The sequence below is a fragment of the Streptomyces sp. NPDC043876 genome (assembly GCF_056435825.1).
In genome coordinates this window covers 674,441-695,528 of sequence record NZ_JBWKDV010000003.1, presented here as the reverse complement: position 1 = coordinate 695,528, position 21,088 = coordinate 674,441, and the positions used below count along the sequence as shown (strand labels likewise).

The following is a 21,088-nucleotide window of genomic DNA, read 5'->3' as shown; positions in this document are numbered from 1 at the left end:
TCCGGTACCCCGGACACCGAGCGCCCTTCCGCTCCTCAGGAAGGCAGCGCGGTGTGGTCCCTGTGGCCCGTCGTGCGGCGCTCTTCCTTCATCTCGGCCTCGTAGAGGTGGTCGCGGCCGTCGGCCAGGGCGCGCACCACTCCCCGTTCGAGTTCGCGGAAGGGCTCGTAGTACGTGCGGTTGTAGGCCTCGACGATTTGGAAGGTCCAGTGGCCGGGGATCACGTTGCGCCCCAGGACCTCCCGCTCCACGTCCTGCGCCCACTGCTCGTGACCGGCGTCCTTCAACAGCTGGACGGCCCGGTCCAGCTCCAGGTCCGCCGTTCCGGTCAGCTGATGGAATCCGTACAGGTGGCCGCGGGCGCGCTCCACCGTCTCCAGGGCCTTCGACAGCGACCCCAGGGCCTCGACGGTCAGGTCGTCGACCCCTTCGGGGCGCTGGTGGTCACGGTCCGGGCCGTCCTCGCTCCAGGTCATGTTCCGCTTCTGCCCCGGCCGGCTGCCCGGGCAAGCCCCCGGGGGCCCGTTTTCCCCCGAAGAGCGCTCACTGATCGTTTTAAATGAGGCCCCGCCCCCGGGCGCCGCGTCACGGGAGGTGGATGAGGCGGCTCTCGTAGGCGAAGACCACGGCGTGGATCCGGTCCCGGAGTTCGAGCTTGTGCAGCAGGCGCCCCAGATGGGACTTCACGGTCGCCTCCGCGAGGCCCAGGGCGGCCGCGATCTCGCTGTTGGACCGGCCGCGGCCCACCTGGACGAGCACCTCCCGCTCACGGGCGCTGAGTCGGCTCAGCCGCTCCTCGCGCTCCGCGCCGCTCCCGTCGGGGATGTGCGGACGGAAGTTCTCCAGCAGCCGCCGGGTGATCCGCGGCGAGACCACCGCGTCGCCCGCGGCCACGCCGCGGATCGCGGTGAGCAGCTCCTCGGGCCGGGTGTTCTTCAGCAGGAAGCCCGAGGCTCCGGCCTTGAGCCCGGCGAAGGCGTACTCGTCCAGGTCGAAGGTGGTGAGGATCAGCACCCTGCTGCGCGGGGAGGCCCGCACGACCTGCCGGGTCGCCTCGATGCCGTCGGTCCCGGGCATCCGGACGTCCATGAGGACGACATCGGGGCGCAGCTCCCGGGCGAGGCGTACGGCCTGCGCGCCGTCCGCGGCTTCGCCGACCGGCGCCATGTCGGGCTGGGCCTCCAGGACCATGCCGAACGCCATCCGCAGCAGAGCTTCGTCGTCGGCGATCAGGATGCGGATCGTCATACGGACGCCCCGGCTCCGGCGCTGCTGACGCTGCCGGCGGTGTCCGTGCCCTCACCGCTGCCGCCGCCGCTGTCGAGGAAGAGGCGGGTACGGACCTCCCAGCCGCCGCCCGGGAGCGGTCCGGCCCGCAACGTGCCCCCGTAGGCGGCCGCGCGCTCGCGCATGCCGGGGATGCCGTGGCCCGGTGGCGCGGCTCCCGGGCGCGGCGGGCGGCCGGTGTCGGTGACCTCCACCGTGACGGCGTCGGCCGAGCAGTGGATCCGGACCGTCGCGCGCGTGCCGGACGGTGTGTGCTTGAGGGTGTTGGTCAAGGCTTCCTGTACCAGGCGGTAGACGGTCAGTTGCGCGGTGGCGGGTACGTGCGCGTGGCCGCCCCGGACGTCGAGCCGGGTCGGCAGCCCGGCGGCGCCCATTTGCTCGCCGAGCGGCTCCAGTTGGGCGATGCCGGGCAACGGGTGGCGCTCGGCGTCCGGTTCGTCGGTCCGCAGGATGCCCAGCGAGCGCCGCATGTCGGTCAGGGCCTGCCGGCCCGTCTCGGAGATCTGGAGCATCGCGGAGGTGGCCCTGTCGGGCGCTCGGTGCTGCGCGTGGACGGCGGCATCGGTGAGCGCGACCATGACGGACAGGTTGTGGGTGACGATGTCGTGCATGTCCCGGGTGATGCGGGTCCTCTCCTCGGCGACGGCCAGCCGCGCCCGCTGCTCCTGCTGCTCTTCGAGTCGTGCCGCCCGTTCCTCCAGGACCGCGAGGTAGGCGCGCGTGGTCCGTACGTTCATCCCCAGGACGGCGGCGGCGACGACCATCGCGGTCACCGCGACGAAGGGGGTCAGGAACGCGCCGTTCGTCGCCCAGCGCAGGCACGCCAGCAGGGCCCCGCCCTCCACGAGCGCGGCGGCGGCCAGCGTGCCGCGCCGGCCCGAGTGCGCGGCCACCGCATGGAGCGACACCAGCAGGGCGACGTCCGCCGGCAGGGGCACGTCCATCAGCCACTGGACGAAGGCCGCTGCCGCCACGGCGCCGAACACCGCGACCGGGGCCCGGCGTCGCCACAGCAGGGGCAGCGTCAGGGCGGCGGTGAGCCCGATGGCCACCGGGAGCTCGCGCGCCGCGTGCGTGGTGACTACGTTGAGCAGGAGCAGCGCCGCGAGCAGCGAGTCACCCGCCGCGGGCGGCAGCCGCAGGTCCCGGAGGCGGGGGCGCGCCGGCCGGGCCCGGCTGGGTTCCGCGACTGCCTCGGTCACCACTCGTCCCTGTCGGTTCAGCGTTGCTCCAGTGTCATGCGGGCCCCCGGCGGTGCGGGCCGAAGCCGGTCGCGCACCGGGCAGGGGCGCCGCGCGCCGTACCGGTCGTACCGCGGTCCTGTCACCGTAGGCGGCGGTGGGGCGTCGCACATGCGTCCGGCGGCTGATCGCACGGCGGCGGGCTACGACCGCAGGAGGAGTTCCCCACCTCCCTCGGTCGTAGTGCGGCCGCTGATCCCGCGTGCCCGATTGCCCTTCCGGTGGCAAAGGGAACGGCCGCGGACTGCGACCCGGGTGACGGGCGGGGGCGACCCGGGAGCGATGTGGCGGCGCCGGCCCGGGGCCGAGCATGGGCCGGGTGACAGAGATCATTGCGGGGCTGTACATGTCGCCCCTGGAATTGCTTGCCGTAGTGGGCGCCTTCGCACTCGTGGTGGTGCGCTGGCTTCCCCCCGCCGCCCGGCCACGCGTCGCCCTCGCGGCGGGGGCGGTTCTCCTGCCGTCCGTGATCGCGCTGAGCGTGGTGGGGATCCGCTGGCAGATGCTGCCGGTCCTGGCGGGCGCCGTCGCCGCCGCGGCGCCGCTCGCCCTCTCTCCCCTGCTGCGACTGCGCGGGCTTCGGGGAGGCGTTAGCGGTCGGCCGGCGTGGCGGGCGCGCTGGTGGCTGGCGCTGCCGGCATCGGTTGCCTGCGCCGGGCTGCTGGCCGCCGGGCCCTTGGCCGCCTGGGCCTTCCCCGTACCCGTGTTCCCCGAACCGTCGGGCCGTTTCGCGGTCGGCACCCGCGTGGTGCAGTGGACCGATCCGCTGCGTCCCGAGACCTTCACCGCCGATCCGGACGACCGGCGTACGGTCGTGGTCCAGCTCTGGTACCCCGCGCGGAAGAGCCCCGACGGCGCTCGGCGGGCCCCGTACCTCGGACGTACGGTGCAGGAGGCGCGCACCGTCTCCGAGGCCCTCGCCGGCCAGGTCGGCCTGCCCGGTTTCCTGGTCGACGGCCTTCCGCGGGCCCGCACGCACGCGGTCCCGGACGCGGCGGTGGCCGACGGGGGCGAACGGTTCCCGGTCGTGCTGTTCTCTCCCGGTTCGGGGGGAGTCCGTACGCAGAACACCGCCTGGGCGGAGGAACTGGCCAGCCACGGTTACGTGGTCGCCGCGCTGGACCACCCGTACGACTCGGCCGCCGTCGTCCTCGCCGACGGCCGGACGATCCGCGCGGTGACCGCCTCCACCGGGGACCGGGACGAAGACGACGAGCTGGCGGCCCACTGGACCGCCATCCGAGCCGCTGACCTCCGCTTCGTCCTCACCCGGCTGGGTGATCCGAACCAGGGCGGCCCCGACGCACTCAACGGAGGGGGGAGGACCGACCCCCTGACCGGGCGTCTGGACACCGGCCGGGTCGCGGTCACCGGGCACTCCATGGGCGGCGCCGCCGCTCTGCAGGCGGCGCGCCAGGACGACCGGTTCGGCGCCGTCATCGATCTGGACGGCTACCCGCACGGCCCCCTCTCCCCCGCCCTGCGCCGGCCGACGCTCGCGCTCACCCAGGCCATCACCCCCGCAACGGACCCCCGTTACGTGCCCCAGTTGTCCGAGGCCCTCCGGCGCAGCACGGCGACGGGTTACCGGCTCACCGTCCCCGGCGCCGCGCACCTCAGCTTCATGGACGGCCCCCTGTACCTGCCGCCCGTACCCTCGCTCGTCGGCACCCTGGGCCGCACCAGGAGCCCGCACGTCGTCGCCGCGACCACGCTCGCCTTCCTGGACACCACCCTGGGGCACCGGCCCGGTGACCGACCCACCGACCTGGCCGCCGACCTGTCGGCGTACGGCGACCTCACCGTCTACCCCCCGGACGGCAGCCGCTGATCGGCTCCGCGGCGGCCGCGACCGGCCCCCGGCCCGGGCGGCGAGGGCGGGCGTCAGGGCCGGCCGGCCCGCGCGGCGGCCTCCTCCAGCTCGGTGACGGTTCCGGACATGATCGTCCGTACGTGCTCGGTGATGTGCCGTACGGGCCAGTCCCACCAGGCCACGGCGAGCAGCCGGGCGATGTCGGCGGGTTCGTAGCGGGTGCGGATGAGCCGGGCGGGGTTGCCGCCGACGATGCCGTAGTCGGGGACGTCGGCCGTGACCATCGCGCCGGCGGCGATGATCGCGCCGTGGCCGATGCGTACACCGGGCATGACCGTGGCGCCGTGACCGAACCACACGTCGTTGCCGACGACCGTGTCGCCCCGGCCGGGCAGGCCCGTGATCAGGTCGAAGTGCTCCGCCCAGGAGCCCCCCATGGTGGGGAACGGGAAGGTGGACGGTCCGTCCATGCGGTGGTTGGCGCCGTTCATGATGAACCGGGTGCCCGTACCCAGCGCGCAGTACTTGCCGATGACGAGCCGCTCGGGACCGTAGTGGTACACGACGTTGCGCGTCTCGAACGCGGTCGGGTCGTCCGGATCGTCGTAGTAGGTGAAGTCACCGACCTCGATCAGGGGCGACGACACGAGCGGCTTGAGCAGCACCACGCGCGGGTGCTCGGGCATGGGGTGCAGCACGGTGGGATCGGCGGGAACGGGCGGCATGGCGGGGGCGGTTCCTCTCCGGTGGGCCTGCGGCGACACCTGTCGCCTTGAGATGCCGGCCCGGCCGCCGCGCTGCGGACCGGGGGGCGCGGGTCCGTACGATCGTAGGACGGCGGCCCGGCGAACTCGATCACGAATACGATCAGGCGGGCTGCCGCCCCCCGTTCCGTTGCCCCTCGGGAGCGTCATGGCCTTCAGCCGGTCCCGGGTCCTCGTTCCAGCGGCCCTCGCCGACGCGCAGACCGGCGATGCCTGGCGGGCGTGGACCGCTGCTCTGCCCACCCTGGCCGGGGAGTTGCTGGAGCGCTGGAGCCTGCGACGGGACGGGTCGCCCGTGCACGGAGCCGTCGCACTCGTACTGCCGGTGCGTCGGGCGGACGGCTCGCCCGCGGTGCTCAAGCTCCAGCCCGTTGACGACGAGACGCGGGACGAGCCCGTCGCCCTGCGCGCCTGGGGCGCCCGTCACGCGGTCGCACTGCTGGACACCGACCCCGACTCCGGGGCCATGCTCCTGGAGCGTCTCGACGCCGCCCGCTCCCTCGCGACGCTGCCCGACGGCGCCGCGGCCCTGCGGCACCTGTCCGAACTGCTGACGCAACTGGCCTCCGTTCCCGCCCCCGCCGGCCTGCGGAGACTGTCCGACATCGCCCAGGGCCTGCTCGACCGGGCGCCCGCGTACACCCGTTCTCTGGCGGACCCCTCCGAGCGTCGGCTGCTGACCACGTGCGCCGCAGCGATGGGGGAACTGCTCGACGAGCCGGGCGACCGGCTGCTGCACTGGGATCTGCACTACGGCAACGTCCTCGCTCCTCTTGCGCCCCCGCTGCCGTCCGGCGCTGCGTCCGGTGTTCCGTCCCTTCCTCCGTCCTCGCAGGACTCGCGGCGGTCTCCCTGGCTCGCCATCGACCCCAAACCCCTCGCGGGCGACCCCGGTTTCGAGCTGCTGCCCGCACTGCGGAACCGGTGGGACGATGTGAGCGGCGCCGCCGACGTGCCCAGGGCCATTCGCCACCGCTTCCACCTGATGACGGACGTCGTCGGTCTCGACCGGGAGCGGGCGACCGGATGGACACTCGGGCGCGTCCTGCAGAACTCCCTCTGGGACATCGAGGGCGGCGCGGTCGCACTCCAGCCCGAGCAGAAGGCCATCGCCCACGCGCTGCTCGGCGCCTGACGCCCCCGAACAGAGCAACCGGAGAGCACGATGGACCTGATCCTCGATCCCCCGAACGGCGTGGACCCGCTGCGCCTCGGCATGGCCTTCGACGAGGCGATGGCCGCCGTAGCGCCGTGGGGTGGGCCCCGGGTGATCGGGGGAACCCCGACCCGGCCCAAAAGGCGCGCCGTGGGGTCCTTCGACGGCGTGGGCTACACCGCGTTCTTCGACGAGGACGCGCGTCTCAGCGCGGTCGAACTGTGGTGGCCGGGCGAAGGCAGAACGTCGAGCACCCGGGTCCTGCTCGGCGGCCACGACGTGTTAGCCGCACCTGCCGAAGAGATCCTGCGGCAGGTGCGCACACGCGGCTGGACCGTGACGGCCGCGGACACGGAGAGCCTGGTCGTGCCCGGCGTCTCGCTGGGATTCACCCGCCAGACCTCGCAGCGCGTCCCCCGTGACGCCGCCGGACTCCCGGTGTCCTTCACCTCGGTCCTCGTCGCGGGCGCCCACTACTACGACGTCCTCACCACTGCCTAGTGCCGGCATCACCCGGATACGGCCGTCACCCGGATACGGCCGGATGCCGAGCCGGGGACAGCGGTCAAGGGTCAAGGGTCAGCGTGGGCACTTCTCCGCAGGATCGTCCTCGGGCCACAGACCGAGCATGTCCAGCAGGACACCCAGCTCCGCGGGGCCGACGGCCCGGGACGCCAGGACCCGGCGGGCGGCAGCCCGGTCCACAGCGTCCGCCCGTGCCAGGAGGGCCGGCTCGTCACAACCGAAAGGATCTTTCACCTCACCGATGCCATCACAGTCCCGGCACTTCCGCAGCCGGGGAGCGCAACCGCCGTCACCACGACCCGATCGGTGAGGTTGGACCGGATGGACGGGCGACGGCGGGGCAGGAGGGGGGCATGGCTGTCCTACGGAAATTCGCCCGCCCGCTCTTGGCCGCGCCGTACGTCGCCGGGGGGCTGCGTACCCTGCGGCGTCCCGAGGCCTCGGCGGAACTCGCCCAGCCGGTCGTCCGCGCGATCGGCAAACGGTTCCCGGCTCTGGCCCAGGATCCGTTGATGCTGGTCCGCGTCCACGGCGCCCTACAGGTCGGAGCGGGGGTGATGTTCGCGACGGGGCGCATGCCGCGCCTGGCCGCGCTCACGCTCGCCACCACGCTGGTACCGACCACCGTGATCCGCCACTCCTTCTGGACGGTGGAGGATCCGCAGGAACGCGCCCGGCAGCGCCGCCGCTTCCTGGAGGACCTCGCCGGACTGGGAGGGCTGCTCATCGCCGCCGCCGACACCCACGGAAAGCCGTCCCTCGGCTACCGCTCCCGGCACCTGCTGGACCACACCCACCCGGTGCGGGCCCTGCGGGACTCCGCCGGCCCTGCCGCGAAGAGCAAGGCCGCGCAGGTCCTGGCCGTGGCGGGACCCTTCACCGGACGGTGAACCGGAGGGTCGATCCGCCGTGGCGGGCGCGGCCCGGGGCCGCGCCGGCCACACGCCGGGTCTACGAACGGTCAGCTGCCGTCACGGCCGTCACGGCTCCCGCCGCTGCGCTGGCGCAGCGAGATGCGGTTGCCGTCGGGGTCCACCGTTTCGATGCGGACGCCGAAGGCGTACTCCACCGGCTCCGGCTCGTCGAAGGTCACCCCGCGATCGCGGAACACCTTGAAGTCCGCGCGCAGGTCGTCCGACTCCAGGATGACCGGGCCGGGCGTCGCGCCCGGCTCGATCGGCCGGCCCGCGGCCGGAGCGTGCGCCCACAGCAGGATCTCGACGGGGCTGCCGGGGACCCCCACGGTGAGGAAACGCCCGCCGGGGTTGGGGAAGTCGATGCGCTTCTCCAGACCCAGCTGCTCGGTGTAGAACCGCAGCGCGCGGTCCTGGTCGGTGACGTACAGCGTCACGTACATGACCTTGGTCAGCATCGGGTGGCCCTTCCGTCGACCGGTCTCTTCCAACTCCCTGACGGACCCCGGCGGGCGTATGTGACGGACGGCGGAGGAAATCTGCTGAACGGCGCCTTCCGCCCGTCCCGTTGAAGCCTCAGGCCACCTCCCCGGCCTTCGCCACCTCGGCCGTCGTGGCGTCGGCCGTCGTGGCGTCGGCCGGGGCGACCGCGGCATCCGGTCGCGGCTTGCGCAGGAGCGGGACCGTCGCACACGCGGCGAGCAGGGACGCCGCGGCCACCGCGTACCAGCCGTGCCGGAACGCGGAGACTACCTCGCCGGAAGCCGGGGTCCCGAGGATGCCGACCAGGATCGCGACGCCGAGGACCGCGCCGAGCTGGCGGCCCATCGAGGTGATGGCCGATCCGGTGGCGAAGCGGGCCGGCGGCAAGGCGGCGGCCGACGCCCCGGTCAGCACCGGGAGCGTCATGCCGACGCCGAGGCCCGTCAGCATCATGCCGGGCAGGAGCGAGGCCGCGTAGGCCGGAGCGGTGTCGAGCGTCGCGGCCCACCACAGGATGCCGGCCGCGAACAGGACGGTTCCCGCCAGCGCGATGCGGCCCGCACCGAACCTGGCGACGGCGGGCCCGATCCGCAGCGCGACCGGCGGCACCAGCAGGGGCCCCGGCGCGATGGCCAATCCGGTGCGCAGAGCCGAGTAGCCCCATACCCCCTGGCACCAGAGCACCGCGCCGAGCAGCATCCCGGCGAACGCCACGGTGAACAGCGTCAGCGCGGCCGCGGCGGATGCGAACGCCGGAACGCGGAGCAGCGGCAGTTCGATGATCGGCACGGGGTGGCGGGCCGAGCGCAGGACGAACCACACGCCGAGCAGCACCGCGGCGCCCAGGCCGCCGGCCGTGCCGGCGCTCACCCATCCCCAGTCGGGCGCCTTGACCAGGGCGAGCGCGAGCGTGGCGATCGAACCGGTGAGCAGGGCGGCGCCGAACAGGTCGGGCAGCGGGCCCTTCCGCGCCCCGGCGCGTCCGGGCGACGGCAGCACCTTGACGCCGAGGACGAAGGCCACGACTCCTACGGGCACGTTGACGATGAACACCCAGTGCCATCCCGCCTCGACGAGCAACCCGCCGACCACCGGCCCGAGTCCGGCCGCGATCCCGCCGATCGAGGCCCAGGCCCGCACCGCCCCGGCGCGCTTCTCGGGGGCCGTCGTATCGAGCAGCAGCGCGAGCGATGTCGGCATCAGCAGCGCGGCGCCGGCGGCCTGCACGAGCCGCGCCGCGACCAGCGCCCCGACGCCGGGGGCGAGCGCGCAGCCGACCGAGGCCACGGTGAACACCGCGAGTCCGGTGAGGAAGACCGGCTTGTGGCCGGAGCGGTCGGCGACGCGTCCGGCGACGACGAGGAGGGCGGCGAAGACGATGGCGTAGCCGTTGAGGACCCAGGAGAGGGAGCCGAGGCCGCTGCCGCCGAACGAGCGGCCGATCGCCGGGAGGGCGGCGTTGACGATGAAGAGGTCGAGGTTCGACATGAAGACCGCGGCCGCGACCACGGCGAACACGACGCGGGAGGCCGTTGGTGGGTTTGAAATTCCAACTATCATGGACCGGAGGCTAACCAGGGGAGTTTGAAAACACAACGCACTCAGGCGAGAATGGCGGCATGACCGCGAACGCGAAGCAGGAGAAGCATCCGGTTCCGCAGCCGGAGGTTCCGTACCGGGAGGTTCCGCACCCGGAGGTGCCCGGCCGGCCGTGCTCCGTGGCCGCCGCGCTCCAACTCGTCGGCGAACGCTGGGCCCTCCTGGCGATCCGCGAGATCTTCTACGGCAACCAGCGCTTCGACCGGATCGTCCGCAACACCGGCGCCCCCCGCGACCGCCTGGCCGCCCGGCTCCGCGCGCTGGAAGAGGCGGGCGTGGTCCAGCGCCGCGCGTACAGCGAGCGCCCCTTGCGCTTCGAATACCACCTCACGGAGGCCGGCCGCGATCTCGCGCCGGTCATGCGCGCGCTGCTGACCTGGGGAGATCGCTGGGCGGTGGACGCTCCGCCGGTCGCCTTCCGGCACCGCGGCGAGCCCGGCTCCGGGCATGGCGCCGAGCACGACCTCGACCTGACGTCGACATGCCGGACGTGCGGCGAGGAGGTCGGGGTGGGGTGCCTCACGATCGACGTGCGGGCACCCGGATGGGACCGGTCCGGGCCGACCGAAGGCTCCTGAGCTCAGCGGCGACCCCGCAGCGGGTGTCAGCGAGGCAGACCGGGAGTGCGGAGTCCGATGAAGTACGGCTCGCGGCGCAGGGTGAACCCCATCGACAGGTAGAGCCCCACGGCGCCGGTGTTCTGGGCCGCCGCGTGGAGGAACGCGCTGTCGCCACGCTCTTCCACGGTCGCCACGACCGCCCGGATCAGCCGCCCGGCGAGCCCCGCACCCCGGTGGTCGGGGTGGGTGCACACCGCGCTGATCTCGGACCAGCCCGTCGGCCGCATCCGCTCGCCGGCCATCGCGACGAGCCGGCCCCCGCGACGGATCCCGAGATACGTGCCCAGCTCGACGGTGCGCTCCCCGAACGGCCCGGGCCGGGTCAGCCCCGTGAGCTCCAGCATCTCCGGCACGTCGGACGGCCCCAGCACCACCGCCTCCGGCTCCTCCTTGCCCCCTACGGCACGGCCGTCCAACTGCACGCCCGGCAGAGACATCAGGGTCTCCCACCCGCGGGGCGGAGCCAGCAGCCCCGTCACCCACAGCTCCTGCCCGGGACCGGCCAACGCGGCCAGGTCCGCCCAGGCGCGCGGGTCTTCGGGATCGGCGAGCGCGGCGAAGGGCGACACGGCCGCCGGATACCGGGCCGCGAGCCCGGCGGGTCCGGTCTCGGCGAAGCGCCGGTGCGGACCGTCGAGCGCCGCCCAGACCGGATTGTCGAGGACGGCGCCGAACCGGGACTCACGGGGCATGAACGGGCTTCCTTCCACATCGTGCACGCACTCCCGACGGCGCGGGGTGCCGGGACAGGCCGAAGGCCGTCCTGAACGGCCCCCGCGGACATTGTCGGTGAGGGTCCCGAGCGCCGGCACGGCGGGCCGGTCTTCACGCCCCGCCGCCCCGACCGGGGAGGCCAACGGAACGCGTACCGGGACCGGGAACGTGACGGAGCCCGGGAGCATGTCCAGCTCCCGGGCTCCTGCGTGCCACCCAATTGCGCACACCGGCGGCTTTTAAGAGGCAGGGATCATATTGAGGCCGACGTGTTCTGCCTTTGAACTACCGCGCCACGAGAGAGGCGCAGGAGGGACTTGAACCCCCATCCGTCGGTGATCGTCCCTGCTCGGTCGATCCGGTGTTCGGCGGCGAATACTGAGACTGGAGCGATAATCTGAGATTCAAGGGGCCGCCTCTGCCAGGCTTGGGCCACCCCGGCACGTGGTACCGGGGGAGGGATTCGAACCCCCAACTGACACCCCTGTTTCAGCTTCAACATCAGTTTCAGCTTGCGCTCTCGCGCACCCCCTGCGACACAGGGGGCGTTCTTGGGGCTACCCGAAGAGGTAGCCGAATACCGCGTCGCCGACCCGCTGGTCGGTCACCTCGGTGCCGTTGGCCTCCTCGCGGGCGAACTTCACCGCTTGCTGGAGACGTTCCACCCGGTCGAGCAGCTCGTTGACGCGGCGGGCCGGCAGCGCACCGGAGAACTTGACCGTGGTCCAGTAGCCGACGGCCACGTCCTCGTAGTAGACCTCGACCTGCGCCGGGTGCTTCTCGGTGGCTTCGGCCTTGACGTGGTTGCGCGGCACCTTTTTGGTGCGGATCGTGCGCACGGCCTCGGTCTTCCAGGCGTCCGTCGAGGGGTCGAGGTTCCAGGACTCCGAGGCGTCGAGCACCGGGAGCTTGCGCACGAAGGTGTGCAGGTCGGTGAGCTGCTTCTCCAGGAAGAGCAGGTAGGGCACGGGCACCTGGGCGAGCAGGACGTTCCCGTCGACGACCACGTCGGCGGCGGCGCTGCGGTTGGCCCAGTCCTTGGTCGCCGTGACGTCGAAGAGCCGTGTGAGGGTGGCCGCCGTCGACCGCAGCACGTCCTCGGCCTTGACCTGGACCCGGGTCGACTCGGGGGGCAGCTGTTCGCCCTCCTCGTCCTTGGGCTGGTACGTACGCGAGATGCCGGCCAGGAGCGCGGGCTTCTGCACGTCGTGGTGAGCCTGGGTCAGCTCTTGGAGGGACTTGGACTTGACGCCCTTTTCGACTGCGATGATCTGATTCAGCTTCGGCACGGGATCAACGTAGAGCACCACTCGTGCGATCAGCATCTGATTTTCCGTCGCCGCTCGCCGCCGCGCGCCTGAGCCGTCGACTCCGGGCATGCGGTCGTGAGGTCATGAGGTCACCGCGGAGAGGGACAGCCCGTCGGCGGTCGCTCCTGTCCGCGTCACCGTCCCTGCGCAGGTCAACGGGCCTGTGCGGCGACCGGCCAGATACGGCCGGTCGGTCGGCCTGGTTGTCGGGTGGCGACCCGGCCAGTCTCGGAGGCGACGACCGGAGCGACCGGTTCCGAGAACAGGGGGACACCATGCCGACGACCGCGGTTTCCGTCCGACCGGAGGTCACCGCCCTCACTGCGCCCGAGCGGCGGGTGCTGTATGCGGCGGGCTGCGGTTTGTGCGACGCCGAGATCGCCGAGGCCCTCGCGCTGCCCGAGGCGGACGTGGTCGAACTGCTCGGCCGCGTCCTCACCAAACTGGCGCTGGCGGACCGGGCCGCCGCCATAGTCCACGCCTTCGACTGCGGCCTCGTGCTCCCCGGCCACGGCCCGCGCCGCCGCGCAGCGCCCCCGGAACCGGTCCCGGCTTCCGGCCGACCGACCGCCGCCCCCACCGCCCGTCCGCGACTGCGGCTCTCGCTCCTCGGGCCGCCGCAGGCCCACCTCGCCGGGGAACCCGTCGACCTGGGCCCGCTGCGCCAGCAGGCGGTGCTCGCGATGCTCGCCCTTGCCCCCGACCGGCCGCTCAGCCGGACGCAGTTGCTCGACGGCGTGTGGGGCGGCGGATCCCCCGCGGGCAACGTCGTGCCGGTGTACGTCTACCGGCTGCGCAAGCGCCTCGGCACGGCCCCGGTGATCGAGCACGACCGACGGGGCTACCGGATCGGCGCCGGCCGGATCGAGCACGACGTGACGCGGCTCGACTCGCTCACCACCGCGGCCGAAGCGTCCGCGCGGGCCGGGGACCTCACCGAGGCGGTGCGGCTCTTCACCGAGGGCCTGGCCCTGTTCCGCGGCGAGCCCCTGTCGGGCCTCCCCGGCCCGTTCGCCGAACTGGAGCGGCTGCGGCTCGGCCGCCACCGTGTCGACCTCACGCAGCGCAAGGTCGACTGCCAGCTCCGCCTCGGCCTCCCCACCGAGGCGATCGCCGAACTCTCCGCCCTCGCCGCGGCGGAGCCGCTCGACGAGCCGGTCGCCGCCCTCCTGATGCACACCCTCCACCGCAACGGCCGCCAGGCCGAGGCCCTTTCCGTCTTCAGCCGCACCCGGCGCCGCCTCGCCGAGGACCTCGGCGTCACCCCCGGCACCCCCTTGCGCCAGGCCCACCGGACGATCCTCTCGGGCCGCCCACACCACTGACGGGCCGGCCCGTCGCGTCCTCACCCCGCACTCGGCTCCCTGCGCTGAGCGTCAACGATCCTCGCGCCGAGCGTTCAGCATGCCGACCGGTCCAGGCCTAGATTCGGCGACGTCCGGATCGACAACGGTGAGCGGCCCGGCAGCACCCCTGCCACCAGGCCGATCCCGGCTCCCGGTCGCCACCACCCTGGGGGAACCATGCACATCGCACGCAAGATCGCCGCCGTCGCCGCATCCTTCGGTGTCGCGCTCACCGCCGGCCTGGTCTTCGCGGGAAGCGCGCACGCCGGTGGCAACGGCCAGCAGATACTGCTCCTCAACAACAGCAACGCCACGTCGGTGCTCGTATGGGGACACGACCAGAACGGCAACTCCGTCAAGCAGTGCTTCCCCCTGTCGGGATACAAGACGTGGATCTCCGGGTGGTGGTGGAAGGGGGCCATGTCCACCTACTGGTACACGTCTTCCACCAACTGCTACTCCAACAACACCTCCCGCGGCTCCTCCTACCCCACGGACATCCCCACGACCTCCAGCAACGACTGGCAGGCCATCGGGCCCATGGGCAACACCACGCTCCCCGAGAACCGGCAGATCGAGTTCTTCGACAACCAGCACATCGCCAACTCGGTCATGGTCGTCGGGTACAACCAGAACGGGACCCTCGTCAGCGGCTGCTGGGCGACACCCGGCTGGAACACCCCGCTGAGCGGCTGGTGGTGGAAGTTCGGCCCGAGCATCTACCTCTACAGCAGCAGCGATTGCAGCGGCGCCTCCAGCATGAAGGTCTCCACGGGGCTCGGTGGCACGGACGGTGCCTGGTACGGCGCCACGAACTGAGTCCGGGCGGCTCCTGCCCCCTGTCCCTGCCGCCGACCAGCAGGGACAGGGGCCACGCCGGCCTCGGTGTCAGTCCGCTGAAGTATTCTTCCGGCCACTGAACACCGACTCGGAGGACCCAGAGACTTGACCGGCCTGCCTGCTTTTCCGCTGCCCTTCACCACCTCCCGTTCCATAGCGTTCGCGACCCCCCGGACGCTGCGGGAACTCCAGATGATGCAGTGCAGCGCACACATTCGGGCGAAGCCGGGGTGGGTCGAGAAGATGGACGACGCCGGCATCGTCGCCCGGTGGACGCACGAGGCGCTCGCCCAGGGCCTCACCGAAGCGCAGATCCACTACGTGCTCGCCGAACTCCCCCATTACGCCGCCCTGCGGGACGGGGAGACCGGCATCGAGCCGTCCGCGGTCGACGGGGTGTGGCAGTCGGACACGCTGGTGGACGACGCGCTCCGTTCCCGGCTGCGCGAAGCGGTCCGGGTCCTGGAAGAAGTGCCCGAAGCGGAACGGGACTGGCACCCCGGGTCCGGCGGCCAGGTGCTGGACCTGGTACACCCTTCGCTGTTCTGCCTGGTGCGGGAGGTGAGCGGCGGGCCCGAGCGGGCATGGCAGAACCCGACGGACCACTTCTCCAAGTACGAGTTCTCGGAGAAGTTCCAGTGGCTGCCCACGGACATCGACGTGAGTGACGACGGCGACGTCGCCCTCCTTTCCTACGTCAACAACCTCCACCCCGAGAAGCACCGCGAACTGGTCGCGGTCCTGCCGGACGTGCTCGCGCGGTTCCGTCCGCTGTGGGAGAACGTGCTCACCGATCTGCGCCATCCGCGACCGCTGCGGATCGAGGCCGATCCGTACGGGTGGTACGACTCCCAGCCGGAGTATCCGAAGAGGACGTCCTACAGCGACGACGGGGCGTACTGGGACGCACGCAGTGCATGGGAAGAGGCCCACGAAGCCTGGTGGGAGAACCGCCGACCGGTCGTCCCGGACGCCCCGGTCTTCACCCCGCCCGAGGTGCCCGACGCGTCCGACCGGGTCGACCTGCGCGGCCGCCGTCTCCAGGTCATCGTCAAGCTCGCCACCATCCACCTCACTCCGGACCGGCCCGAGTACGCGGGCGGTTCGTGGCACGTCGAGGGGATGCTGAACGAGCGCATCGTCTCGACCGGCATCTACTACTGGGACAGCGAGAACATCACCGAGAGCCGGCTGAGCTTCCGGGCGGCCCTCGACGACCCGCACTACGAGCAGAACGACGACAACGGCCTGCGCGAGGTCTACGGGCTGGAAGACGAGGACGCGCTGAACCAGACACTGGGCTCGGCATCGACCCCGGCGGGTCGCTGCCTGGCGTTCCCGAACCTGCTGCAGCACCGCGTCGGATCCTTCCGCCTCACGGACCCGGCCCGCCCGGGCCACCGCAAGATCCTCGCGTTCTTCCTGGTCGACCCGTCGCAGCCCATCGTCTCGACCTCCGACGTACCGCCGCAGCAGCCGTGGTCCGCCACGTCGACCATGACGCTCGAGCAGGCCAAGGCCTTCCGCGAACAGCTCATGCAGGAGCGCAAGTTCTTCGTCGACGAGCACAACGAGCAGCTCTACGAGCGCGAGTTCTCCCTCTGCGAGCACTGACCCGGGAGTTCCGCGGGCCCGCGGGCCGACTTGCCCGCGGCCGGTGGCCGTGAGCGCGGCCGGGGCCCCCGGAACGGCGCCCCGAGGGCCCGCCGCTCGGCGTCGGCCAGGCCCGCGGGGACGGCCCGTCGGCGCCCCGCCCGGTCCCGTACGCTGGCGGTATGCGCATGCGCCCGACCCTGAGCTGGACGCCGACCGGGGACCAGCTGCCCGGTTCCACGGACCTGGGCCCGGTTGCCGACGCCCTCGGGGCCGGCGGTGTGCTGGTGCTGAGCGGGGCGGGCATCTCCACGGAATCCGGCATCCCGGACTACCGCGGCGAGGGCGGGAGCCTGAGCCGGCACACCCCGATGACCTACCAGGAATTCACCGCCAGTGCTCCGGCCCGCCGCCGGTACTGGGCGCGCAGCCACCTGGGCTGGCGCACCTTCGGCCGGGCCCGGCCGAATGCCGGGCACCACGCCGTGGCGGCCCTCGGGCGGCGCGGGCTGCTCTCGGGGCTGATCACCCAGAACGTCGACGGCCTGCACCAGGCCGCCGGGAGCGAGGGCGTCGTGGAACTGCACGGCGGGCTCGACCGGGTCGTCTGCCTGTCCTGCGGTGACCGCAGTCCGCGCGGGGAGCTGGCCCGCAGGCTGGAGGAGGCGAACGCGGGCTTCGCGCCGGTGGCCGCCGGACTGAACCCGGACGGTGACGCCGACCTGTCCGACGAACAGGTCGGGGACTTCACGGTGGTGCCCTGTGCCCGGTGCGGCGGGGTCCTCAAGCCCGATGTGGTGTTCTTCGGCGAGGCCGTGCCCGCGCGGCGGGTGGCGCGCTGCCGGGCGATGGTGGACGAGGCGGCCTCGTTGCTGGTCCTGGGCTCTTCACTGACCGTGATGTCCGGGCTCCGCTTCGTGCGCCAGGCCGCGCAGGCCGGCAAGCCGGTGCTGATCGTCAACAGGGATCCGACCCGGGGTGACGCCCATGCCGTCACCCGGGTTGCGCTCCCCCTGGGTGCCGCGCTGACCACCGTGGCGGACCGGCTGGGCGCCGCCGCCACGGGCCCGGGCCCGGCCTGACCACCGGCCCCGAGTGCCCTCCCTCCCAGCCCGTCCGGCGTGTGAGGACGTCCTTTCTGCTCGCGCGCCGTGCGACGAGATGCGGATGCGACGGGCGCCCCCGAGGCTGGAGAACGTAAAGGGGCTCCCCCGGCCGCGAGGGAAGGGAACCGGACATGGCGGGCAAGGACGACCTGACCAAGGGCGACGAGGTCACGTGGAAGAGCCACGGTCAGACGGTCGAGGGCAAGGTCACGAAGAAGATCACGGACCGCAGGCGGGCCGCTGGCCGGACCGTCGACGCCTCGGAGCGGGAACCGCAGTACGAGGTGGAGAGCGACGCCTCGGGACGCTCGGCCGTGCACAAGCCGGGAGCGCTGCGCAAGAAGGGCCGTCGGTCCTCCTGAGCCCGCTGCCGACTCGGCGGCCGGGGCGGGGCCGCGGCGCCGCGGCCCCGCCCCGCCCCGCCCGGTTGGTGCCGTACGGCAGGCGTACGCCGCTCAGGAGGCCGGGGGCGGGTCCTCCGGGCCTTCGCGGTCCGTGCGGTCCCGGCCGCCCTTCGGGTCCCCGGGTTCCTCGTCCTGGGCCGGGCCGATGCGGATCTCGAAGCCGTCCGCGTACTTCTCGCGGCCTGCGATCACCGCTTCCTCCACCGCCTCCTCGGCGAGCTCGCCGCGGACGATCAGCGGGTCGTGGCGCAGGTCCCGCAACAGGGCCCAGCACATGCCGATCATCACCAGGGCGAACGGGGCCGCGACGAGGATCGTCAGGTGCTGCAGGCCCGCGAGGGCGTCGCCCTTGCCCTGGCCGACGAGCAGCATCACGGCCGCCACGCCGCCGGTCACCACTCCCCAGAAGACGACGATGATCCGGGCGGGCTCGAAGGTGCCCTTCTGCGAGAGGGTGCCCATGACGATCGACGCCGCGTCGGCGCCGGAGACGAAGAAGATGCCGACCAGGATCATCACCAGCAGGCTCATCGCGCCGGCGAGCGGGAACTCCTGGAGCACGCCGAAGAGTTGGGCCTCCGGTGTGGTCGCCCCGCCCAGGCTCCCCTGCTCCTTCAGCCGCATGGCCGTGCCGCCGAAGACGGCGAACCAGACCAGGCTCACGGCGCTGGGGACCAGGATGACGCCGCCGATGAACTGGCGGATCGTGCGGCCCCGGCTGATGCGCGCGATGAACATGCCGACGAAGGGCGTCCAGGAGATCCACCAGGCCCAGTAGAAGACCGTCCAGCTGCTCAGCCACTCGGCGACGTCACCGCCGCCCGTGGACGCCTCGGTCCGGCCGACCAGCTGGGGCAGCTGGTCGATGTACGCGGCGAGGGAGGTGGGGGTCAGGTCGAGGATCAGGATGGTGGGGCCGACGACGAACACGAAGACCGCGAGGACGACCGCCAGCACCATGTTGATGTTGGAGAGCCACTGGATGCCCTTCTCGACGCCGGAGACCGCGGAGAAGACGAAGCAGACGGTGAGCACGGCGATGATGGCGACGAGCAGCCCGGTGCCCGCTTTGCCCAGCCACCCCACCTCGTGCATGCCGCTGCCGATCTGGAGGGCGCCGAGTCCCAGGGAGGTGGCAGAACCGAACAGGGTGGCGAAGATGGCCAGGATGTCGATCACCCGGCCGGCCGCGCCGTCGGCGTGCTTCTTCCCGATGAGCGGGACGAAGACGGCACTGATGGTCTGCCGCCTGCGGCGCCGGAAGGTGCTGTACGCGATGGCCAGACCGACGACCGCGTAGATGGCCCACGGGTGCAGCGTCCAGTGGAAGAGCGTGGTGGCGAGCGCCGTCTGCATGGCGTCCGCCGAGTCGGCGGGCTTGGTGCCGGGCGGCGGGGTGGTGTAGTGCGCGAGGGGTTCGCTGACGCCGTAGAACATCAGGCCGATGCCCATGCCGGCGCTGAACATCATGGCGACCCAGGAGATGGTGCTGAATTCCGGCTTCTCGTGCTCCTGGCCCAGCTCGATCCGTCCGTACCGGCTGACGGCGAGCCAGAGGGCGAAGACGACGAACCCGGAGGCGACCAGGACGAAGGCCCAGCCGCCGTTGTGCATCAGCCCGTTCAGCAGGGTGTCCGACACGCTCTCCAGCGAGTCGGTGGCCGTGGCGCCCCAGATCACGAAGCCCAGGGTCAGCACGGCGGTCACACCGAAGACCACCCGGTCTGTGACGGGCTCCTGGTCCTCGTAGGGATGGCGGCCGGGCAGGGCGGCCTTCACGGGCAGCCGTAGCCTCTGCCCCGGTTTGCGTTGCTCCTGAGACACAGGCGGCACCTTTCGCGATCATTGCCCGGTATGGGTCCTGATATGCCGTACCACGGCGCGGGCACGTGTTCCGGGCACAACAGGCGCGAAGCGGGTGTCCTTCTCCGGGGGATAGGCCGCACGGGTGGCGGGCGGACGGGTGCGGGAGCCGGGTCGCGGGCGTTGCGCGGCGGCCGACGCTTCCCGGCGCACGCGGTGCGGCTACGGCAGTCCCGCCCCGTCCCGCGCGAGGATGGCACCATGGCTGACACCTTCACCACACGAACCCTTGACGTGACGACCGGCAGCGGGGAGACGGTGCACGATCTGACCGCCGCCTGCGTGGAGTTCCTGCGGGAAGCCGCGGCCGGACGCGACGGACTCCTCAACGTGTTCACGCCGCACGCGACGGCCGGGGTGGCCGTCATCGAGACGGGGGCGGGCAGCGACGACGACCTGCTGGAAACGCTGCGCACACTGCTCCCGGCCGACGACCGGTGGCGCCACCGGCACGGCTCCCCCGGACACGGCCGCGACCACGTCCTGCCGGCCTTGGTGCCGCCGCACGCCACGCTGCCGGTGGTGGGGGGCGAGCCGGCGCTGGGGACCTGGCAGTCGGTGGTCCTGGTGGACACCAACCGCGACAACCCCGAGCGCACGGTGCGGCTGTCCTTCCTCGGCTGAACGCACCCGAACGCACCGTCTGCGCCGCCTGCGCCGACTGCATCCTTCGGAGTACCGTGCTTTCGGCCCTGGGGAGGACGATCCAGCGGTCGGGCCGCGAGAGGGTGGATCCGTGCGAACATCCATCGGATACACCATCGAATGCATCGGCTACGTCCTGGGAGCCCAAGGGCTCCTCGGCTTCGCCTCCCGGGCCTTCTTCGGTACGGAGTGGGGCTGGTTGCACAGGGTCGTCGACCTGCCGGCCCCCGCCTACCTCGGCGTCCTGGCGCTGGGGGCGGCGCTCGTCGTCGCCGGAGTGAAGACGCGGAAGACGCCCGGGCGCCGGACCGCTGCCTGACCGGCGCGCGGCCGGGCAGGAACACGGCCGGGCAGGAACACGGCCGGGCAATAACATGTCACCGAGGAAGAAGGAGTAGCCGGCATGGCGATTCAGCGGATGGACAACGTCGGGATCGTTGTCGAGGACATGGACGCCGCCATCGCGTTCTTCGTGGAACTCGGAATGGAGCTGGAGGGAAGGGCGGAGGTCAAGGGTCCCGTCGCCGACCAGTGCACCGGGCTCGACGGCGTCCACTGCGACATCGCGATGGTCCGTACCCCGGACGGTCACAGCCGCCTCGAACTGGCGAGGTACCGCAGCCCCGCGGCCATCAGCGCCGGGCCGCCCAACCCGCCGCACAACATCCTGGGCACGCACCGCGTCATGTTCGCCGTCGACGACCTGGAGGACACGGTCGCCCGCCTGCGCCCCCACGGCGCCGAAGTCCTCGGCGAGATCGCCCGGTACGAGGACAGCTACCTGCTCTGCTACGTGCGCGGGCCCGAGGGCATCATCGTCGGCCTGGCCGAACAACTGAGCTGAGTACGACGCCGCGGCCCCGGT

At 72.4% G+C, this 21,088-nt stretch carries 23 protein-coding genes; 13 read left to right on the top strand and 10 right to left on the bottom strand.

The genetic code is table 11. The annotated features are described in order from the left end of the window. Positions 1-35: 35 nt before the first annotated feature. From AC0693_RS12615 to AC0693_RS12605, 3 genes are all read right to left on the bottom strand, one after another. Positions 36-476, bottom strand: coding sequence for a hypothetical protein (locus AC0693_RS12615; protein ID WP_468469690.1), 441 nt, complete (start codon positions 474-476; stop codon positions 36-38). 109 nt (positions 477-585) lie between these two features. After that, on the bottom strand, positions 586-1,248 hold the full coding sequence (locus AC0693_RS12610; protein ID WP_469316837.1) for a response regulator: 663 nt from the start codon (positions 1,246-1,248) through the stop codon (positions 586-588). Continuing rightward, positions 1,245-2,489 (bottom strand): sensor histidine kinase, encoded by a 1,245-nt coding sequence (locus AC0693_RS12605; protein WP_478801702.1) that lies wholly within the window; start codon positions 2,487-2,489, stop codon positions 1,245-1,247. Before AC0693_RS12605 ends, AC0693_RS12610 begins: the two co-directional genes overlap by 4 nt. Positions 2,490-2,847: 358 nt before the next feature. Here AC0693_RS12605 and AC0693_RS12600 point away from each other — a divergent pair, with 358 nt between their 5' ends. Beyond that, positions 2,848-4,359 carry an alpha/beta hydrolase family protein gene (locus tag AC0693_RS12600; protein WP_478801701.1) on the top strand — a complete coding sequence of 504 codons (1,512 nt, stop codon included), beginning with the start codon at positions 2,848-2,850 and terminating at the stop codon, positions 4,357-4,359. A 53-nt stretch (positions 4,360-4,412) separates the two neighbouring features. On the opposite strand, the gene AC0693_RS12595 is transcribed toward AC0693_RS12600, so the two are convergent. Then, positions 4,413-5,066, bottom strand: coding sequence for a CatB-related O-acetyltransferase (locus AC0693_RS12595; protein ID WP_478801700.1), 654 nt, complete (start codon positions 5,064-5,066; stop codon positions 4,413-4,415). A gap of 187 nt (positions 5,067-5,253) precedes the next feature. Between AC0693_RS12595 and AC0693_RS12590 the strand changes: the two genes are divergently transcribed. Further along, a complete protein-coding gene (locus AC0693_RS12590) occupies positions 5,254-6,240 on the top strand; it encodes an aminoglycoside phosphotransferase family protein (RefSeq protein ID WP_478801699.1) in 987 nt (328 codons plus the stop codon). Positions 6,241-6,270: 30 nt separating this feature from the next. Continuing rightward, on the top strand, positions 6,271-6,762 hold the full coding sequence (locus AC0693_RS12585; RefSeq protein WP_478801698.1) for a hypothetical protein: 492 nt from the start codon (positions 6,271-6,273) through the stop codon (positions 6,760-6,762). A 78-nt stretch (positions 6,763-6,840) separates the two neighbouring features. On the opposite strand, the gene AC0693_RS12580 is transcribed toward AC0693_RS12585, so the two are convergent. Beyond that, a complete protein-coding gene (locus AC0693_RS12580; protein ID WP_478801697.1) occupies positions 6,841-7,020 on the bottom strand; it encodes a hypothetical protein in 180 nt (59 codons plus the stop codon). A gap of 119 nt (positions 7,021-7,139) precedes the next feature. On the opposite strand from AC0693_RS12580, the gene AC0693_RS12575 reads away from it, so the two are divergent. Further along, entirely contained in the window at positions 7,140-7,676 is a 537-nt protein-coding gene (locus AC0693_RS12575; RefSeq protein ID WP_469316831.1) for a DoxX family membrane protein, read from the top strand. A gap of 71 nt (positions 7,677-7,747) precedes the next feature. Here the strand turns inward: AC0693_RS12575 and AC0693_RS12570 are convergent, their stop codons facing one another. Together AC0693_RS12570 and AC0693_RS12565 are read right to left on the bottom strand one after the other, a co-directional pair. Further along, positions 7,748-8,158, bottom strand: coding sequence for a VOC family protein (locus AC0693_RS12570; RefSeq protein WP_478801696.1), 411 nt, complete (start codon positions 8,156-8,158; stop codon positions 7,748-7,750). A gap of 118 nt (positions 8,159-8,276) precedes the next feature. Next, complete coding sequence (locus AC0693_RS12565) at positions 8,277-9,743, bottom strand: MFS transporter (protein WP_478801695.1); 1,467 nt, start codon at positions 9,741-9,743, stop codon at positions 8,277-8,279. A 59-nt stretch (positions 9,744-9,802) separates the two neighbouring features. On the opposite strand from AC0693_RS12565, the gene AC0693_RS12560 reads away from it, so the two are divergent. Next, on the top strand, positions 9,803-10,360 hold the full coding sequence (locus AC0693_RS12560; RefSeq protein ID WP_469316828.1) for a winged helix-turn-helix transcriptional regulator: 558 nt from the start codon (positions 9,803-9,805) through the stop codon (positions 10,358-10,360). A 26-nt stretch (positions 10,361-10,386) separates the two neighbouring features. Here AC0693_RS12560 and AC0693_RS12555 read toward each other — a convergent pair whose 3' ends face one another. Further along, positions 10,387-11,094, bottom strand: a complete 708-nt coding sequence (locus AC0693_RS12555; RefSeq protein ID WP_478801694.1) for a GNAT family N-acetyltransferase — start codon at positions 11,092-11,094, stop codon at positions 10,387-10,389. A 579-nt stretch (positions 11,095-11,673) separates the two neighbouring features. Further along, positions 11,674-12,405: a DUF7873 family protein gene (locus AC0693_RS12550; RefSeq protein ID WP_468469746.1), complete on the bottom strand. Its 732-nt coding sequence runs from the start codon at positions 12,403-12,405 to the stop codon at positions 11,674-11,676. A gap of 296 nt (positions 12,406-12,701) precedes the next feature. Between AC0693_RS12550 and AC0693_RS12545 the strand changes: the two genes are divergently transcribed. The 5 genes from AC0693_RS12545 (at position 12,702) to AC0693_RS12525 (ending at position 17,673) form a co-directional block, all read left to right on the top strand. Continuing rightward, positions 12,702-13,751: a BTAD domain-containing putative transcriptional regulator gene (locus AC0693_RS12545; RefSeq protein ID WP_478801693.1), complete on the top strand. Its 1,050-nt coding sequence runs from the start codon at positions 12,702-12,704 to the stop codon at positions 13,749-13,751. A 198-nt stretch (positions 13,752-13,949) separates the two neighbouring features. Further along, on the top strand, positions 13,950-14,591 hold the full coding sequence (locus AC0693_RS12540) for a hypothetical protein (protein ID WP_478801692.1): 642 nt from the start codon (positions 13,950-13,952) through the stop codon (positions 14,589-14,591). Between the two features lie 126 nt (positions 14,592-14,717). Next, on the top strand, positions 14,718-16,226 hold the full coding sequence (locus tag AC0693_RS12535; RefSeq protein ID WP_478739054.1) for a DUF4246 domain-containing protein: 1,509 nt from the start codon (positions 14,718-14,720) through the stop codon (positions 16,224-16,226). 161 nt (positions 16,227-16,387) lie between these two features. Continuing rightward, the gene (locus AC0693_RS12530; RefSeq protein WP_478801691.1) at positions 16,388-17,287 is read left to right on the top strand and encodes an NAD-dependent protein deacetylase; all 900 of its coding nucleotides are present in this window, start codon (positions 16,388-16,390) and stop codon (positions 17,285-17,287) included. Positions 17,288-17,442: 155 nt separating this feature from the next. Further along, on the top strand, positions 17,443-17,673 hold the full coding sequence (locus tag AC0693_RS12525) for a hypervirulence associated TUDOR domain-containing protein (protein WP_478739052.1): 231 nt from the start codon (positions 17,443-17,445) through the stop codon (positions 17,671-17,673). 93 nt (positions 17,674-17,766) lie between these two features. Here the strand turns inward: AC0693_RS12525 and AC0693_RS12520 are convergent, their stop codons facing one another. Then, positions 17,767-19,500: a BCCT family transporter gene (locus AC0693_RS12520; protein ID WP_468466367.1), complete on the bottom strand. Its 1,734-nt coding sequence runs from the start codon at positions 19,498-19,500 to the stop codon at positions 17,767-17,769. A 279-nt stretch (positions 19,501-19,779) separates the two neighbouring features. On the opposite strand from AC0693_RS12520, the gene AC0693_RS12515 reads away from it, so the two are divergent. The 3 genes from AC0693_RS12515 to AC0693_RS12505 all read left to right on the top strand — a co-directional run bounded on the left by AC0693_RS12515 (position 19,780) and on the right by AC0693_RS12505 (position 21,067). After that, the gene (locus AC0693_RS12515) at positions 19,780-20,202 is read left to right on the top strand and encodes a YjbQ family protein (protein WP_468465692.1); all 423 of its coding nucleotides are present in this window, start codon (positions 19,780-19,782) and stop codon (positions 20,200-20,202) included. Between the two features lie 112 nt (positions 20,203-20,314). After that, entirely contained in the window at positions 20,315-20,542 is a 228-nt protein-coding gene (locus AC0693_RS12510; protein WP_468465694.1) for a hypothetical protein, read from the top strand. 84 nt (positions 20,543-20,626) lie between these two features. Then, positions 20,627-21,067 carry a VOC family protein gene (locus AC0693_RS12505; RefSeq protein ID WP_468465696.1) on the top strand — a complete coding sequence of 147 codons (441 nt, stop codon included), beginning with the start codon at positions 20,627-20,629 and terminating at the stop codon, positions 21,065-21,067. Positions 21,068-21,088 lie beyond the last annotated feature (21 nt).